Annotated in this window: 15 protein-coding genes; 8 read left to right on the plus strand and 7 right to left on the minus strand. The window is 65.1% G+C overall.

All coding sequences use genetic code 11. The annotated features are described in order from the left end of the window. Window positions 1-3: 3 nt before the first annotated feature. From NYR97_RS13565 to NYR97_RS13585, 5 genes are all read right to left on the minus strand, one after another. Complete coding sequence (locus NYR97_RS13565; RefSeq protein ID WP_316693831.1) at window positions 4-1,404, minus strand: peptidylprolyl isomerase; 1,401 nt, start codon at window positions 1,402-1,404, stop codon at window positions 4-6. Beyond that, window positions 1,401-3,821, minus strand: a complete 2,421-nt coding sequence (gene lptD, locus NYR97_RS13570) for an LPS-assembly protein LptD (protein ID WP_425612993.1) — start codon at window positions 3,819-3,821, stop codon at window positions 1,401-1,403. The genes NYR97_RS13565 and lptD overlap by 4 nt, the downstream gene beginning before the upstream one ends. Before the next feature lie 127 nt (window positions 3,822-3,948). After that, the gene (locus tag NYR97_RS13575; RefSeq protein ID WP_316693835.1) at window positions 3,949-4,857 is read right to left on the minus strand and encodes a histone deacetylase family protein; all 909 of its coding nucleotides are present in this window, start codon (window positions 4,855-4,857) and stop codon (window positions 3,949-3,951) included. Between the two features lie 38 nt (window positions 4,858-4,895). Continuing rightward, entirely contained in the window at window positions 4,896-5,453 is a 558-nt protein-coding gene (locus NYR97_RS13580; RefSeq protein WP_316693837.1) for a cob(I)yrinic acid a,c-diamide adenosyltransferase, read from the minus strand. Between the two features lies 1 nt (window position 5,454). Beyond that, window positions 5,455-6,033 carry a hypothetical protein gene (locus NYR97_RS13585; protein WP_316693838.1) on the minus strand — a complete coding sequence of 193 codons (579 nt, stop codon included), beginning with the start codon at window positions 6,031-6,033 and terminating at the stop codon, window positions 5,455-5,457. 129 nt (window positions 6,034-6,162) lie between these two features. On the opposite strand from NYR97_RS13585, the gene ubiH reads away from it, so the two are divergent. The 5 genes from ubiH (at window position 6,163) to NYR97_RS13610 (ending at window position 11,060) form a co-directional block, all read left to right on the plus strand. Next, window positions 6,163-7,371, plus strand: coding sequence for a 2-octaprenyl-6-methoxyphenyl hydroxylase (ubiH, locus tag NYR97_RS13590; RefSeq protein ID WP_316693841.1), 1,209 nt, complete (start codon window positions 6,163-6,165; stop codon window positions 7,369-7,371). Beyond that, window positions 7,368-8,549 (plus strand): UbiH/UbiF family hydroxylase, encoded by a 1,182-nt coding sequence (locus NYR97_RS13595; RefSeq protein ID WP_316693842.1) that lies wholly within the window; start codon window positions 7,368-7,370, stop codon window positions 8,547-8,549. The genes ubiH and NYR97_RS13595 overlap by 4 nt, the downstream gene beginning before the upstream one ends. Before the next feature lie 102 nt (window positions 8,550-8,651). Further along, complete coding sequence (locus NYR97_RS13600; protein WP_205392346.1) at window positions 8,652-9,371, plus strand: alpha/beta fold hydrolase; 720 nt, start codon at window positions 8,652-8,654, stop codon at window positions 9,369-9,371. A 114-nt stretch (window positions 9,372-9,485) separates the two neighbouring features. Next, window positions 9,486-9,917 carry a nuclear transport factor 2 family protein gene (locus NYR97_RS13605; protein WP_205392345.1) on the plus strand — a complete coding sequence of 144 codons (432 nt, stop codon included), beginning with the start codon at window positions 9,486-9,488 and terminating at the stop codon, window positions 9,915-9,917. Window positions 9,918-10,031: 114 nt separating this feature from the next. Next, complete coding sequence (locus NYR97_RS13610) at window positions 10,032-11,060, plus strand: SphA family protein (protein WP_425612994.1); 1,029 nt, start codon at window positions 10,032-10,034, stop codon at window positions 11,058-11,060. A gap of 175 nt (window positions 11,061-11,235) precedes the next feature. Here NYR97_RS13610 and NYR97_RS13615 read toward each other — a convergent pair whose 3' ends face one another. Then, entirely contained in the window at window positions 11,236-11,910 is a 675-nt protein-coding gene (locus NYR97_RS13615; RefSeq protein ID WP_205392344.1) for an FCD domain-containing protein, read from the minus strand. A gap of 235 nt (window positions 11,911-12,145) precedes the next feature. Between NYR97_RS13615 and NYR97_RS13620 the strand changes: the two genes are divergently transcribed. From NYR97_RS13620 to NYR97_RS13630, 3 genes are all read left to right on the plus strand, one after another. Continuing rightward, a complete protein-coding gene (locus NYR97_RS13620; RefSeq protein ID WP_316693850.1) occupies window positions 12,146-13,042 on the plus strand; it encodes a gallate dioxygenase in 897 nt (298 codons plus the stop codon). A gap of 10 nt (window positions 13,043-13,052) precedes the next feature. Next, window positions 13,053-13,412 (plus strand): protocatechuate 4,5-dioxygenase alpha chain, encoded by a 360-nt coding sequence (locus NYR97_RS13625; protein ID WP_023902950.1) that lies wholly within the window; start codon window positions 13,053-13,055, stop codon window positions 13,410-13,412. Window positions 13,413-13,478: 66 nt separating this feature from the next. Further along, on the plus strand, window positions 13,479-14,480 hold the full coding sequence (locus tag NYR97_RS13630; protein ID WP_316693855.1) for a LysR substrate-binding domain-containing protein: 1,002 nt from the start codon (window positions 13,479-13,481) through the stop codon (window positions 14,478-14,480). Between the two features lie 183 nt (window positions 14,481-14,663). Here the strand turns inward: NYR97_RS13630 and NYR97_RS13635 are convergent, their stop codons facing one another. Next, complete coding sequence (locus NYR97_RS13635; RefSeq protein WP_316693857.1) at window positions 14,664-16,142, minus strand: AMP-binding protein; 1,479 nt, start codon at window positions 16,140-16,142, stop codon at window positions 14,664-14,666. Window positions 16,143-16,271 lie beyond the last annotated feature (129 nt).

Below are 16,271 nucleotides of genomic sequence, written 5' to 3' on the forward strand. Positions count from 1 at the left end.
GAATCAGCGCGTCGGCTGTGCCGGCGGCGGCGTCGGTGCGGCAGGCGCCGCAGGGTCTGCCGGCTTGGCCGGAGCGGCAGTGGCGTCGCCATCGGCACGGTCGCCGGTGCGGAAGCTCACATACGCTTCGCCGCGCAATTCCTGCAGGTAGCGGTTGTACTCTTCTTCCAGCTTGCGACGGCCAATCGTTTCACGGATCTGCGCACGCTGACTCTCGGCACTGACATCGGTCTGGCGGCTACCGACGCGCTGCACGATATGCCAGCCCGCCTGGGTGCGGAACGGCTCGGACACCGCGCCGTCTGCCAGGCCTTCGACCTGCTTGCCGAAATCCGGGCCGAACGCGTCGGCCGGGAACCAGCCCAGATCGCCACCCTGACCGCGGCTATTGGTGTCTTCGGAAGACTCCTTCGCCGTGGCCTGGAAGTCGGCGCCACCGGTAATACGCGCACGCAGCGTGTCGATCTTGGCCTTGGCCTGCGCCTCGGTCTGGTTGTCGCCGATGCGCACCAGGATGTGGCGTGCGTTGTATTCGGTGACCAGCTTCTTTTCGCCAGCTGCATTGGCGTCGCGCATTTCCACCAGCTTGAGCAGCTGAAAGCCGCTCGGGCCGCGCAGCGGTCCGGCCACCTGGCCAGGCTGCATGTCGCGAATCAGCTGAGCGAACGCGTTCGGAATTTCGTCCAGGCTGCGCCAGCCCAGGTCGCCGCCTTCCAGTGCATTGGGGCTGTCCGAGTAACGCACCGCAGCCGCCGAGAAATCCAGCTCGCCCTTGTCGATCAGGGCCTTCACGCCATCGACTTTTTTCTGGCCGGTGGCGATCTGTTCGGCGTTGGCGCCTTCCGGCAGGCCGACCAGGATGTGTGCCAGGTGATATTGGCTGCCGGTGGTGGCCTGTTGCGCCAACGCGGTATCCACTTCACCTTCGCTCACGCTGATGCGGCTCTGCGCAAAGCTCTGACGCAGGCGCTGCACGATGATTTCGTCGCGCACCGAGGCACGGAAGTCGCCATAGCCCATGCCATCGGCGGCCAGCTTCTGGCGCAAGCCATCCACCGTGGTGCCGTTCTGCTGCGCAATGCTGGCGATCGCCCGGTTGAGCTCCTCGTCGCTGACGCGAATGCCGGTGCTGTCGGCGCGGCCGACCTGCAACTTGACCAGCACCAGACGCTCGAGCACCTGACGCTGCAGGACATCGTCCGGCGGCAGCTGATTATCGCGACCGGCGTATTGCGACTTGACGTTGCGCACAGCGCGATCGAGCTCGCTCTGCAGCACCACGTCTTCGTCCACGATGGCAGCGATGCGATCCAGTGGCTGGGATTGCTGTGCCGAGGCCAACGGCGAAACCGTGCTGGTGATCACCAGCAGCGAGGCAAGTAACACAGAGAAAGGCTTGGTCATGGAATCAAGTTCGGATCGTAATCGTCCGGATTAGTCGTGGTGTTGCTGGGCGGGACCAAGTACAGGTCGTCGCGGTAATAGCCGAGAATAGCACGGCGCAAAGTGCGGTCCGTGTTCTGCCCGAACGAGCTCAAGCCCTTCAGCACGAACTCCACCTGGATGGAGTTGTCCATCTCGCCATTGCGGTTGCGCACGAACCGGCGCACCAGCCCGCGCACGGCCAGACAGCAGCTGTCCCACTGCACGCCACCGATGATTTCCAGCGGCTTGCGGTCCAGCAGCGAGTAGTAATAACGACCGACCGCGCTCCAGGTGGGGTTGATCGGATACAGGAAAGAGAAATCGGCCTGCTTGAGCTGATCGCTTTCGTCGATCAGGTTGCGCCGGTAGCGATACGCCAGGTTGATGATGCCGTCGTTGTTGAGCAAATAACGCGTGCGCAGGCTGGCCAGATCTTCCTTGCGCGAGTTGGGATTCCACTGATAGGTGGCGCCCATCGACCAGCGGTCGTTGATCATGTAGTTGGCATCGGCCACCCAGGCGGACTTGCCCTGCTCGATGGTTCGCTCGCTACCGGCCGCCGCACTGTTGATGGTGACCTGGGAGTCGTTGAAGTACAGGATCTGGCCTGCACTCAGCGACAACTTCTCGCGACCATCATCCTGGCGCAGCCAGCGCGAGGTCACCGCCAGGGTGAGCTGGTTGGCATCGTTCTGACGGTCGGCACCGGTGTAGCGCGAATCGCGGAACAACTGGCCATAGCTGAAGGTAAACGGACGCGTATCGAAGACCGGCAGATCGTCCTGGTCGCGGTAGGGCACGTACAGGTAGTACATGCGCGGTTCCAACGTATTGAGATAGTTGGTGCCAAACAGCGAGGTCTCGCGGTCGAAATACAGACCGGCATCCACCGAGGCGATCGGCAGGCTGCGCGTCGGCGAGCGATCACCGGTCAGCGGCGCGCTGTTGGCCAACGTCGAATCTAGCTGGTACGCGGTGTAGCGCCACGCCAAGGTCGGCGTCAAAAACCACGCTGCGCCGGACAACGGCATCGAAATATACGGTTTGAGGTCCAGGCGCGAACCGCTGCCGTATTCCCTGTTGCGGATGTTGGTGCGGACGTACTCGTCGCCGTTGTTATCGTTGTTGCCGCTGTTGGGCGTGAAGATCACCTGATACGAATCGTCGTGGGTGAAGCGCACTGCCTCGGCGTACACGCCCGCCTCGAAGATGCCGAACGGCTTTTCCCAGTTGAAATACGCACGCGGTTGCCGGTTGTAGGGCAACGCCTGCTCGTCAAGGGTGTAATCGGTCAGCTGCCAGCGGTCGGCCATCAGGCCCGCGGTCCAGGTTTCGCCGGTGCCGTAGATGCCTACTGTGCTTTGCAGACTGGAGGCCGATCCCATGCCATTGATGCGGCTGGTGAAATCTTCCACATAGCGCGTGTCGCTGACCCAGGAGATGCTGCTGCGCGCTTGCCAATTGCTGTTGACGTTGTGATAGCCGCTGTAGAAGACGCTGCCACGGTCCTTGTCGCGCAACTTGTCGTTGGGCAGATAGTTGCCGGTGATCTCGCCACGGCCGCCGTCGTACAGGTAGCGAAATTCGGTACCGAACATGAAACCGCGCTTGCTCATATAGCGTGGCAGCAGCGTAGCGTCGTAATTCGGCGCCAGGTTGAGGTAGATCGGCTGCAGGTAATCGAAACCGTTGCGGCCGGACAGGCCGAACTGCGGGAACAGCAGGCCGGTCATGCGGCGGTCGTCGATCGGAAACTTGAACCACGGGAAGTACAGCACCGGCACCTTGCCGATCTGCAGCACGGCGTTGCGCGCGGTACCGAAGCCTTCTTCGTTGTCGACGTCGATCTCCGGCGCGCGTACGCGCCAGATCGGCTGCGAGGGATCGCAGGTGGTGTAGGTGGAGCGGTGCATCTGCCCGACCTGGCCCTGCAGGTCCACCGATTCCGCCGCGCCGTTACCGCGGCGATCCACCAACTGGTACTGGATGTTGCTGACCTTGTGGGCGTCGGTGTCCTGATTGCCTTCGGCGCGGTCGGCGACCATGCGGAAGGAGGTGTCCTGATAGCGCACGTTGCCTTCGGCGATGTAATTGCCGGTCTCGGTGTCCATGCGCAGGTTGTCCGCACCCAGGAACTGGTCGCCGCGCTTGAGCGCCACGTTGCCCTGGTATTGCGGGGTGGTGCTGGTGCCGGACAGCTGATCGCCTTCGATATCGGTGGGCAGCTGTTGGCGCATCTCGGCGGCCTTGGCATCGGCGGCCGGGGCGCCGTCGAAGCCGGGAAGCGGGTCCACGGCAGGGCACAATCCCCAGTTCAGCGGCTTGTCGGCAGCCATGGCCGGGAGGCAGATGGCAATGCTCAAAGGCAGGGGCAGCAGGCGAAGGACTCGGCGCACGCGTGGGTTCAACCAGTAAAATGGCGACTAGCTTGCCGTATACCCCGCATGGGGGCAATGAAAAGCCCCAGCATCGGGAGGGCGAGGTTCATCGCAATGGGTGGCGCGACCAACGCGCCGTTGGGGTTCAACGCAGTGCGGCCACGTGCGCCACGCTGCTCTCGCGCAAGGCTTGCAGGTCGTAGCCGCCCTCCAGCATGGAGACGACGCGGCCGCGCGCATGCCGTTCGGCCAGCGTGCGCAAGCCACGGGTCAGCCAGGCGAAATCGTCGGCGTCGAGCATCAGATCGGCAAGCGGATCGCGCAGATGCGCATCGAAGCCGGCTGAGATCAGGATCAGTTGCGGGCGGAAGGCGTCGATCAGCGGCAGCATCTCGTCTTCCCACACGTTGCGGAAGCGCAACCCGTCGCTGCCCGGTGGCAGCAGCAGGTTGTGGATGTTGCCGAGGCCACGTTCGTAGACGCTGCCCGAATGCGGATACAGCCCGGACTGGTGGGTGCTGAGGTATTGCACGGTCGGGTCGCGCTCGAAGATCGCCTGCGTGCCGTTGCCGTGGTGGACGTCGAAATCCACGATGGTGATGCGTTCCAGCCCGTGCCGGTCGCGCGCGTGGGCGGCGGCCAGGGCGATGTTGTTGAACAGGCAAAAACCCATCGACACCTGCCCGGTGGCGTGGTGGCCGGGCGGGCGGACCGCGCAGAACGCGGTGCGGGTGAGGTCGTGCATGACCGCGTCCACGGCTGCGATGCCGGCACCTGCCGCGCGCAAGGCGGCCGCGCGCGAGCCGGGCGACATCACGGTGTCCACATCGAGCCGGTGATGGCCTTCGAAGGCTGTTTCCAGTACCGCATCGACCTGTTCGCGCTCGTGCACCCGGCACAGGTCGCCGAGCTTGGCCAGCGGCGCCTCGCGCCAGTCCAGATCCGGGAAGGCGTCGCGCAGGGCATCGACCACCGCTTCCAGACGGGCGGGGCGCTCGGGATGCTCGGGGCCGGCGTCGTGGCCGAGGCAGGCGGGATGGGTAAAGACCAACATGGGGCAAATCTAGCCTGTCCGCCGTGCCATGTGCATGCTCAGCCGCGTCGGCGGTCGTGCCGCCACAGCACTTCCTGCCGGCCATCGGCACGCGCAAGCACGCGGGCGAGTACGAACAGCAGGTCGGACAGGCGGTTCAAATAGCCGATCGCCTCGCTGCGCACTTCCTCCTGACGCGACAGCGCAACGGTCTCGCGCTCGGCCCGGCGCACGATGGTACGGGCCAGATGGCAGCGCGCGGCCGCTTCGCCGCCTGCCGGCAGGATGAATTCCTGCAGCGGGGGAAGCGTGTCGTTGAAGTGGTCGAGCTGACGCTCCAGCGCCTCGATATCGGCCGCGTCGATCGCTGCATGCCCGGGGATGCACAGCTCGCCGCCCAGATCGAACATCTGGTGTTGGATGGTCGTCAGCAGCTCGGCGATCGGCTCCGGCACGCCCGGGGCGGCCAGCAATACGCCGATGGTCGAATTGGCTTCGTCCACGGTGCCGTAGGCAGTGACGCGCAGCGCGTCCTTGCCGGTGCGGCTGCCGTCGCCCAGGCCGGTGCTGCCGTCGTCGCCGGTGCGCGTATAGATGCGTGAGAGCCGGTTGCCCATCTCAGCCGGCCTGGGTCTGGCCGTGCGCGCTGGTCAGACGCTCGGCGGCAACCTGGATCACTGCGGCCGCCGCAACGTAGAGCGTGGCGCTGCGCAGGTAAGGACCCAGCCAGTCGGTGTAGTTCTTGAACCAGCCGGCGACGGTCGGCTCGGCCACGCTGGCGCTGATCCAGTAGAAGCTGCCCTGGGCGATCAGCTGGCATAGCGCCACGGCGATCAGCAGTGCAGGCACCAGTCTGGCCAGCGCGCTCCAGTCGGCGCCGTGGTAATGCCGGCGCAGCCAGACACCACCGGCCCACAGCGCGAAGTACGCCGGGATCAGGCACCAGTAAGCGGGCGACACGCAGTAGTGCTGCCAGAAGCTCAGGCCCTGGTTGGTGATCACCAGCCAGTCCACCGCCACCGCCAGCAGCATCAGCAGCGGGAATGCCAGTTTGCTGCGCGCAGCCAGATGGAATCCGCCAATGAAGAACACCGCCCATGAAGCGTCCGGGACCGGCGCGAAGTGATTGATCCGCGTGGCCGCCATCGCAATGGCGAGCAGGCTCAAAATCAGGGTGTCGTGCGAGCGAGGAGTCATGCGCGAAGGTAGCCGGATCACAGGCTCGGGAGTGTAGCGTGGAACCCGCCGCGCCACGCGCGCCTGGCGCGTCAAGCTGTCCCACCCGATCACGCCAACACGCCATGGGCGAAGGCTTATCATGTGGGGATGACACACCTACATGACGTTCTGATCGTCGGCGGCGGCCTGGTCGGCTCCAGCCTGGCGATCGCGCTGGACCGCATCGGCCTGGATGTCGGGCTGGTGGAAGCCACCCCGGCCGGCACCCCGCCAGCGGTGTTCGATCAACGTAACCTCAGTTTTGCCGCCGCCACCGTCAACGCGCTTGGTGTACTTGGGGTGATGACCAAGCTGCGCAGCCCGCCGGGGCCGATCCGGCGCATCCATGTCAGCCGCGCAGGCGACTTTGGCCGGGTGCAGCTGGACGCCGCCGACTACGGGCGCGACAGCTTCGGCCAGGTGGTGGTGGCGCGCGACTTCGGTGATGCTTTGCAGGCACGCCTGGACGAACTGACCCATTTACGCCGTTATCGCCCGGCGCGTTGCATCGGGGTCGAACCGGTGCAGGACGGCCTGCGCGCGCTGCGTCTGTCCACCGATGAAGGCGAGCAGCTTGTGCGGGCCAGGCTGGTGGTCGGCGCCGACGGCAGCCACAGCGCAGTGCGCGAGCTGCTGCATATCGGTAGCGAGGCATACGACTTTTTCCAGACCCTGTTCGTCGCGCGGGTGCGCGCATCCAAGCCGCCGGATGGCACCGCGTGGGAGCGCTTCGGCGAGCACGGGCCAACCGCATTACTGCCGCGCGGCGACCGACATTACGGTGCCATCCATTGCGTGGCGCGTGCCGACGCCGAGGCAGTGGCTGCGCTCGACGAGGCAGGCTGGCTGGCCCGCCTGCAGCGCGCAGCCGGCTGGCGCGCCGGGCGTTTTGTCGCCAGTGGCGAGCGCAGCGCGTATCCATTGGTGCAGGTGCTGGCCACCAATCTGGTGGCCGAACGTGTGGTGCTGATCGGCAATGCGGCGCAGACGCTGCATCCGATCGGCGCGCAAGGCTTCAACCTCGGCTTGCGCGATGCGCTGACGCTGGCCGAATTGATCGAACACGATCGCAGCGATGCCGGTGCCGGCGCGCTGTTGAACGAGTATCTGGCGCGTCGGCGCATGGACCGCGAACAGACCATCGGGTTTTCCAGCGGATTGGCACGGCTCACCGGCAATCCGGCGCCGTTGCTGCGGCCGTTGCGCAGTCTCGGGCTGCTGGCCACCTCGCAGGCAGCGCCGCTGCAATCGATGCTGGTCGGCGGGGCAATGGGATTCCGTGGCGATGTGCCGCAGCTGTGCCGGGGGATTGCATGAGCCGCCGCGGCACCCGCGATGCATTGATCGTCGGCGGTGGTGTGGTCGGTGTCGCCTGCGCGCTGGCCCTGGCCGATGCGGGCTTGAGCGTCGCTTTAGTCGAAGGCCGTGAGCCCGCGCGGTGGCGCGCAGAGCAACCCGATCTGCGCGTGTACGCCTTCGCCGCTGACAATGCCGCGCTGCTGGAGAGCCTGGGCGTGTGGAAGGCCGTGCGCGCCGCACGTGTGCAGCCGTACCGGCGCATGCGGGTCTGGGACGCAGGCGGTGGCGGCGAATTGAGTTTCGATGCCGACACGCTGGGCCGCGAACAACTTGGCTGGATCGTCGAACACGCGTTGCTGGTCGATCGCCTGTGGGCCGCCGTGCATGCCGCAGGCATCGCAGTGCATTGCCCGGCGCGCGTGACCGAGCTGGAGCAGGACGCAAGCAGCGTGCGCCTGCGCCTGGATGACGGCAGCCGGCTGGAGGCGGCGATTGCGATTGCTGCCGATGGCGCGGCATCCACGTTGCGCGAGTTGACCGGCCTGCCGGTGGCGCGGCATGCCTATGCACAGCGAGGCGTGGTGGCGTTCGTGGAGACCGATCAGCCGCATCAATCCACCGCCTGGCAGCGCTTTTTGACCACCGGCCCGCTGGCATTTCTGCCGTTCGCCAATGGCCGCAGTTCGATCGTGTGGACCTTGCCGGATGCCGAAGCCGAGCGCGTATTGGCGCTCGACGATGCCGACTTCGCGCGCGAGTTGACCCAGGCCTTTGCCGCGCGACTGGGCGACGTGCGCGTGATGTCTGCGCGCGCGGCATTTCCGCTGCAGCGGCAGTTGGTGGAGCAATACGTCAGCGGCCGCGTGTTGACCTTGGGCGACGCCGCACACGTGGTGCATCCGCTGGCCGGGCAGGGCGTCAACCTGGGCCTGCGCGATGTGGCGGCGTTGCGCGATGAGGTGCGCAACGCGCTTGCAAAGCGCGCCGACTGGGCCGCCCCACATCGTCTGCAGCGCTGGGCACGCACGCGGCGCAGCGAAAACACCGTTGCCGCGTACGGCTTCGACGCGATCAACACGGTGTTCTCCAACGACGAGATGCATCTGACCCTGCTGCGTGGGGCGGTGCTGGGGGCGGCGGGCAAGCTCCCGCCGTTGGTGGACCTGCTGTGGAAGCGCGCGTCCGGCAACGCGTGAGCGCACCGCGCTGACGGTCTGCTGGCCGATATGTTCCAGCGTTAATAGCGAAGGCCGTAGTTTCCATACGACGGACGCGCCCGGGCTGGCTACAGTCGGGCCATGACCTCCGCCGTTTCCGCACGACTCACCCCGCCGCTGCTCCTGCTGAGCGGGCTGCTGTGTGACGCCAGCATCTGGGACGCGCAACGTGCGGCGCTGGCGGACATCGCCGAGGTGCGCGTGCTCGATTTCCCGGGCATCGACAGCGTGCAGCAGATGGCTGCACAGGCATTGGCTGCGGCGCCTGACCAGTTTGCGCTGGCCGGTCATTCGATGGGCGGCCGGGTGGCGCTGGAGATCGTGCGGCAGGCGCCGGAGCGCGTGCAGCGTCTGGCGCTGCTGGACACCGGCGTGCATCCGGCGCACGCGCAGGAGCATGCGCAGCGCGGTGCGCTCGTGGAGCTTGCGCGCCGTGACGGCATGCAGGCGCTGGCCCGCCAGTGGTTGCCGCCGATGCTGCACCCCGACCGCCACGACGACGCCGAACTGATGCAGGCACTGGTCGCCATGGTCATGCGGCAGACCCCGCAGAGCTATGCCGCCCAGGTGACCGCGCTACTGCATCGGCCCGATGCCGCGCCCGTGCTGGCGCAGGTGCATTGCCCGACGCTGCTTGGCGTTGGGCGGCAAGACAGCTGGAGTCCGCTGGAACGTCATCAGGACATGGCGCGGCAGATCCCGCACGCGCAGTTGGTGGTGTTCGAGCACAGCGGGCATATGACGCCGGTGGAAGCGCCTGCTGCGGTCAGTGCCGCGCTGCGCGATTGGCTGGCTGCATGACCACGGTCTCCCCGTGCGGCGTCACACCCATCGGCTCGCGAATGCACGTTGGCTGACGTCAGCGTCGCCCGCCACTTTTTTTCTCGTATCACCCATTGCCAGTGAGGCCACCGCGTGTCCCCAGACGCTTCGATCATCGTTGCTTGCGAACAGCTGATCCGCCGGTTCGCCCTGCACAACGATCGCCATGAACATGACGCACTGGCTGCGTTGTTCACCGCAGATGGCGTCTTTGCAAGGCCTAGCGCACCAGATGCGCCCGTGCATGGGCGCGAGGCGATCCGCGAGGCATTCCGTGTACGGGCGCCGCGCAGTACCTGCCATCTCATGCTCAATACCCTGATCAGCGTGCACTCAGACGCATTGGCCCATGCACACAGCTACGTGGTGCTGTACAGCGCACCACAGGCCACCGCGCCGCCGCCGTGGACCGCACAGGCGCCGGCATTGATTGGCACGTTCGACGATGTGCTGGTGCGCCAGGACGACCACTGGCTGTTCAAACAACGCCTCGGCGCATTGCTGGTGCGCGTGGAAGCGCACTAGACACCCACCACCGCTGTTCAACGGTGCCCCCGGCGAACCCGGGTGGCCTTGCACCACTGCTCCTCCCCCCTGTCGCGTTGCCTCAATCGCCCATCCTTATCGGAGAATCGCCTAGTGGAACGCGCACGCTTGTCTGTTGGTCGTCGTCCTTCATCGTCCCGGTCACGCCGCCAGCATGCGGGCAGGCTGGCCCTCTTGCTTGGCACGCTGGCACCGGCGGTCGTCCTCGCGCAGGCAGCGCCCGACACAGTGGCCATGCCGCAGGGCATCAACCTGGGTGGCACCAGTTTCATGGATGGCTTCGGCTCCACCACGCCTGGCTGGACGGTGCTGGAATACCTGCGTTACTACGACTTGAACACGATCAAGAATGCGCGCGGGGATAACTCGCCTGCGTTTCGCGACCCGCAGGTCGGGGTCAGCGCCTTACTGACCCAGTTGATCTACGTGACGCCGTATTCGCTGGGACGCGGTTCGCTGAGTTTCAACACCATCATCCCGCTGGTGAACTACGACACCTCGTTCGCAGCCGACAGCCCGGTGCGATTGAGCAGCAATGGGTTTGGCATGGGCGATATCTCGTTCGGTCCGGCGCTGCAGATGCCGCCGGTCATGCGGGATGGGCGTGTGTTCTTCTTTCAGCGCTTTGCGCTGGATCTGTTCGCACCGGTCGGCAAGTTCGATCGCGACATTGCCATCAACCAGGGCACCGGCTTTTGGTCGATCGCACCGCACTGGGCATTCACGGTGCAGCCCACCGACAACTGGGAAATCAGTGCGCGCATCAACTATCTCTACAATTTCCGTACCGACCGTGCCGGTGGCGTGCCGCCGATCCCGGGCTTTCGGTTTCGCAATGGCCAGGCCGGCGACGCGGTCTGGGTCAACTTTGCCAGCTCGGTGAAAGTGAGCGAGCAACTGCGCGTGGGTGTGAACGGCTATTTCCTGCAGCAGCTCAAAGACAACCGGACCAATGGCGCGCGCGTGGCGGACAGCAAGCGCATGCAGCTGTATCTGGGGCCCGGGCTGTCATGGCGCGTGTATGCAAAGAACCTGTTCAACCTCAATCTTTACATCCCGCTGGACGTGGAGAATTCGGTCGCCGGCAACAGCGTGAACCTGATGTACGTGCATTCGTTGTAGTGCCGTCCAACGACGTGCATGCGGGCGCAAAGCCGGCATGCACGTGACGTGGAGCGCGGGGGTGACGTGACTCGCACTGCAAGCTTGCGCAACGAAAGGGAGCAGATGCGCGTGAGTGCTGACCTCGGCTGCCTTGGCGGTTTGGCCGCGCTGAAAACGCAACCGAGCCGCAGAGTTACATCCCCATGCTGTGCCGCTGCGTGTTGGCATGCTCGCGGAACAACAGTTCGGCGCGCGCGCCGTCGCGTTGCTCGATGGCCGACACGATCGCCCCATGTTGCCGATGCCCGTAATACAGATCGTCGTAGGCCAGCGTGGCCGAGCGTTGGCCGAACACCACGTTGACTGGACTGACAAACGGCACCACGGTGCAGCGGTCCACGGTTTCGGTGAGGATCGGCTTGTTGGCCGCCATCACGATCATGCGGTGGAACCGCGCGTTCATGTCGCCGTAGGCCAGCTCGTCGCTGGCATCCAGGGTGCGCTTGGCCAGGATGCGGTCACCCTCGTCCAGGCAGGCGTGCAAGGCGGCGAGCAAGGCGGCAGAGGCGCCTTGTTCGGCCACGGCGCGTGCGGCCATGCCCTCCATCAAGGCACGCACCGCCAGCGCGTCCAGGCTCTCCTGCTGGCTGAAACGCCGCACCGCATAACCGCGGTTGCCCGTCTGTACCAACAGGCCTTCCTGGCACAGCGCCGGCAATGCCTGCCGGATGGGGGTGCGGGAAATGGCCAGACGCTCGGCCAGGGCCGCTTCGGTGATGCGTTCGCCCGGGGCGAAGGTGCCGCACAGGATCAATTCGCGTAGTTGCTGGACCGCTTGCAATCGGTGGTTGTTCGCCATTGGCTCCATTCTCTCGCGCCGTACCGCAGCGCACGTTCCTTCGAGCGGGGAAACTTGCAATTACTTGTATAAAAACCTTGCGGATGAGAACGCTTGATGGCAATTTGGATCCCAAGGATACCGTTTTGGCGGTCCGGAGTCGTTGGCCTTCCTTCTTTGGGATCCATTGCGTCGCTGATCCCGACTCAACCAATGACGCGCGTTTGGCCCCAAAAGCGGCCGGCCCGCGTCGCAGGAGTGCAACATGGCAAGCATCATCGGCGGCATCGGGACCTCGCACGTTCCCACCATCGGGGTGGCCTACGACAAGGGCAAGCAGCAGGATCCGCTCTGGAAGCCGCTGTTCGACGGTTACACACCGGTGGCCGCCTGGTTGGCCGAACAACAGGCCGACGTGCTGGTGTTCTTCTACAACGACCATTGCACGACCTTCTTCTTCGATCTGTACCCGACCTTCGCACTGGGCATCGGCGAGCGCTTTCCGGTCGCCGACGAAGGTGCGGGGCTGCGCAATCTGCCGCCGATCCGCGGCGATGTGCAGCTGCAGGCGCATATCGCCGAATGCCTGGTCAACGACGAATTCGACCTGGCCGTGTTCCAGGACAAGCCGATCGACCACGGCTGCGCGGCGCCATTGCCGCTGCTGTGGCCGCACGTGCCGGACTGGCCGGGCACGGTGGTGCCGATCGCCATCAACGTGCTGCAGTACCCGCTGCCGACCGCGCGCCGCTGCTACCGCCTGGGTCAGGCCGTGCGTCGCGCGATCGAATCCTATCCGCAAGATCTCAAGGTGGTGGTGGTGGGCACCGGCGGGCTCTCGCACCAGATCCATGGCGAACGCACCGGCTTCAACAACACCGAGTGGGACATGGAATTTCTGGATTGCTTCCAGCATGCGCCGGAAACGCTGACCGAGTTGACCCACACCGATTACGTGCGCCTGGGCGGTGCCGAGAGCGTGGAGCAGATCATGTGGCTGGCGATGCGCGGTGCTCTGGACGGGCCGATCCGCAAGCTGCATCAGAACTACTACCTGATGACCACCACCGCGATGACCGTGGTGCTGTACGAGCCTGGCGAAGAAGCCGCCGGCGCGCTGCGCTCGGCAGAGTTGCTCGCGCGCACCGCGAACGCGGCATGAGGACCTGACGATGAATCCGCAAGTACAGGGCATGGAGCAGATCGGCGGCACCTACGTGTTCGATCTGCGCACCAGCAACCGCGCGCTACGCATCAATCGTTTTTTCTGGCACATGATCCGCGCCCCTTGGCGCGATCGTTTTTTGCAGGATGCCGAAACGCTGATGCAGGAAGCCGAGCTCACCGAACAGGAAAAAGCGCTGATCCGTGCGCGCGACTGGCTAGGCCTGGTGCAGTATGGTGCCAATTTTTTTGTGATCGAGAAATTTGCACGCGTGGTGCGCATGACCAATCTGCAGGTTTACGCCATCATGCGCGGCGAATCTTTCGAAGACTTCATGCAGACGCGGCGTGTGCCCGATGCACGCTGATCTGCACGCGTCGGCCCTGTGCCGCAGCGCGGCTTCACCCGACTTCCCAAACGTAAGGTCCTCCCCATGACCATGTCCTCTGTGTTCTTCGAACACCGCATCAAGGTCCGGCATCTACGTGTCATCGAGGCGCTGGACCGGCAAAAAAGCCTGTTGCGCGCCTCACGCGTATTGAACGTCACCCAGCCCGCATTGACGCGCGCCCTGCAGGAGATCGAAGAGATCGTCGGCGCGCCGTTGTTCGAGCGCCATTCGCGCGGTGTGCGCCCCAATCCGATGGGCGAGGTGCTGGTACAGACCGCACATGTCGTTCTTGGCCAGCTACGGCGTGCGCAAGATACCTTCGAGGGTCTGTTGCAGGACGATGCGCTCACCATCACGGTGGGCGCGTTGCCGGTGGCGGCAAGCGGATTGTTGCCGGCCGTGCTGGCCGCGTTGTACCGCGCCGAGCCAACGTTGCGGGTGCGCCTGCTGCACGGCCGTACCGATGAGTTGCTGCCCAAGCTGGCCGGCAACGAGATCGACCTGGTCGTGGGTCGGCTGTATCCGCTGGCCCGTTACGATGCGCTGATCCGCAAGGTGCTGTACCAGGATCCGATCGCCTTGGTCGCACGCAGCGATCATCCCTTGTTTGCCAACGGCCCGGTGCGCATTGCCGAAGCCGCGGCCTACCGGCAGGTGTTGCCGACGTTGAGCCAGCATGTGGAGCGCGACGTGGCCCAGGTGATGCGCGAACACGGCCTGGCCACGCGCGATCAGTTGCGTTCCAGCTCGGCCAGTTTCACCCGCGAGATCTTGCTCGGCACCGACAGCATTGCGGTGATGCCGAGCATGATGGTGGCCGGCGATATCGCACGTGGCGAGCTGCGCGCGTTCCAGCTGCAGCAGCCCTCGCAGGCGCGGGCCGGCGGGGTGATCTATCGCGATGGCGCCGCGATCCATAAACCCGGCGTGCGCTTGCTGATGCGCGAGCTGGAGCACCAGTTGGGGGTGATGGCCGAGCAGGGTGCGGTGTGGGTGGATGAGCAGATCGACGAAGACGACATGCTGCTGGACGCGTCTGCGTAATCGACTGGTGGTGTCACGATAAGGGCTTGATGCCTGCTGTCGATCACTGCCGTGTGTGCCTGATGCAAGCGAACAACGGGTAGCCCAGGCTGCCCGTTTTGTTGTGTGCGGCCAAGTCGTCCGCGTCCGGCCGCTGAATTGATGGCTTGAAGATGGCTGGGCGCAGCACGCACCCAAGGCATGTCACGCCTCATTCGCCAATGCCTCTTTCAAACGCGCCTTCTGCAATTTGCCGGTGGCGGTGCGTGGCAGCGTCTCGACCACGCGCAGGTGCTTGGGCACCTTGTACTTGGCCAGGCGTTCGACCAGATAGGCGCGGATCTGTTCCAGATCCGGTGCCTCATCGGTGGGCACGATTGCCAGATAACCGACTTCGCCCCACTGCTGGTCGGCGATGCCCACCACCGCGCATTCGCGCACTTGCGGATGCTCGGCGAGCACGGCTTCGATTTCTGCCGGATAGACGTTCTCGCCGCCGGAAATGAACATGTCTTTCTTGCGGTCGACGACCCAGAAAAAACCATCCGCATCGCGTTGCACGATGTCGCCGCTGCGGAACCAACCCTGCTCATCGAGCGCTTCGGCGCTTGCCTGCGGGTCGCGCCAATAGCCGGGGCTGAGATTGGGCCCGCGCAGCAACAGCTCGCCGGGGACACCGGCCGGGCAGTCGTTGCCATCGCCATCGACCACGCGCGTTTGCACCGCCGGTGTCGAAATGCCGACCGCGCCGAGCTTGTTGCGGATCACTGCGCAGTCCACCGACATACCGAATACCGTGCCGGCCTCGCTCATGCCGAAACCGCACACCATCGGGATGCCGTCGTCCAACCAGCCGAGCAGATCCTCGCTGGCATGTGGCGCGCCGCCGCTGACCAGCGCGGTCAGGTGACGCAGCGAGGCCGCATCGAAACCGGGCTGGCTGCGGAAGGCCTGCATCATCTGCGGCACGCCGACGTAATGCGTGATTCCCAGCGATTGATCGCTCAGCCAGCCCAGGGTACGTTTTGGTTCGAAGCCGCTGGACACCTGGATCGAGCCGCCGACGGCCAATACCGGGCGCACATTGGTGACCAGACCGATGATATGGAACATCGGCGCCTCGCACAGAAAGCTGCTGGTCGCATCCACGCGGGTGGTGACGCCGAAGTTGTGCGCCACCTGCTGCAGATTCTGCTCGCTCAGCATCACGCCCTTGGGCTGGCCCGAGGTGCCGGAGGTGAACAAGATCAGGCTGACGCGATCGGGCGGAATCGGCGCTGTATCGGCGGGTTCGCGTGCGTTGGCCTCTTCGATGAAGTCGGTCAGCGGCACGACACCGGCGCGCCCGGCGGCGACGTCATCGCCTAAAAACAGACGCGGCTCCGCACGTTGTAACAAGGCATCCAACTCGCCCGCACTCAATCGCCAGTTGAGCGGCACATAGATCGCGCCGACCCGTCCGCAGGCAAAATGCAGCGCCACCTGCCAGACCGAATTGCGTGCCAGCACCGCCACGCGTTCGCCATCCACACAGCCGCGCGCTTGCAGCAACGCGGCGAAGCGGCCGATCAACGCATCGAGCTCGGCGTAGGTCCATTGCGCGCCGAGCAACAGGTCGCGTGCGGCGAGCGTGTGTGGCGCAAGACGGGCGTGAAAAGCGATCGAGTCGGTCGGCATGGTCATGGCGCGGTCTTCCGGAGTGCGGAGTTGGGGAGTGACTGGCGTGAGTGCGACTGCTGAGAGCTGAAGGTTGAACGTGGCTGACAGAGGTGGCCAACAGAACGTAACGAGCGTTTATGTAGCGGACGCGTC

Source organism: Xanthomonas hydrangeae (assembly GCF_032697525.1).
Classification (GTDB): Bacteria; Pseudomonadota; Gammaproteobacteria; order Xanthomonadales; family Xanthomonadaceae; genus Xanthomonas; species Xanthomonas hydrangeae.

Coding starts and splice junctions, on each gene's coding strand:
- NYR97_RS13565 (WP_316693831.1), bottom strand. CDS start 1,404: ATGACCAAGCCTTTCTCTGTGTTACTTGCCTCGCTGCTGGTGATCACC.
- NYR97_RS13575 (WP_316693835.1), bottom strand. CDS start 4,857: ATGTTGGTCTTTACCCATCCCGCCTGCCTCGGCCACGACGCCGGCCCC.
- NYR97_RS13580 (WP_316693837.1), bottom strand. CDS start 5,453: ATGGGCAACCGGCTCTCACGCATCTATACGCGCACCGGCGACGACGGC.
- NYR97_RS13585 (WP_316693838.1), bottom strand. CDS start 6,033: ATGACTCCTCGCTCGCACGACACCCTGATTTTGAGCCTGCTCGCCATT.
- ubiH (WP_316693841.1), top strand. CDS start 6,163: ATGACACACCTACATGACGTTCTGATCGTCGGCGGCGGCCTGGTCGGC.
- NYR97_RS13595 (WP_316693842.1), top strand. CDS start 7,368: ATGAGCCGCCGCGGCACCCGCGATGCATTGATCGTCGGCGGTGGTGTG.
- NYR97_RS13600 (WP_205392346.1), top strand. CDS start 8,652: ATGACCTCCGCCGTTTCCGCACGACTCACCCCGCCGCTGCTCCTGCTG.
- NYR97_RS13615 (WP_205392344.1), bottom strand. CDS start 11,910: ATGGAGCCAATGGCGAACAACCACCGATTGCAAGCGGTCCAGCAACTA.
- NYR97_RS13620 (WP_316693850.1), top strand. CDS start 12,146: ATGGCAAGCATCATCGGCGGCATCGGGACCTCGCACGTTCCCACCATC.
- NYR97_RS13625 (WP_023902950.1), top strand. CDS start 13,053: ATGAATCCGCAAGTACAGGGCATGGAGCAGATCGGCGGCACCTACGTG.
- NYR97_RS13630 (WP_316693855.1), top strand. CDS start 13,479: ATGACCATGTCCTCTGTGTTCTTCGAACACCGCATCAAGGTCCGGCAT.
- NYR97_RS13635 (WP_316693857.1), bottom strand. CDS start 16,142: ATGACCATGCCGACCGACTCGATCGCTTTTCACGCCCGTCTTGCGCCA.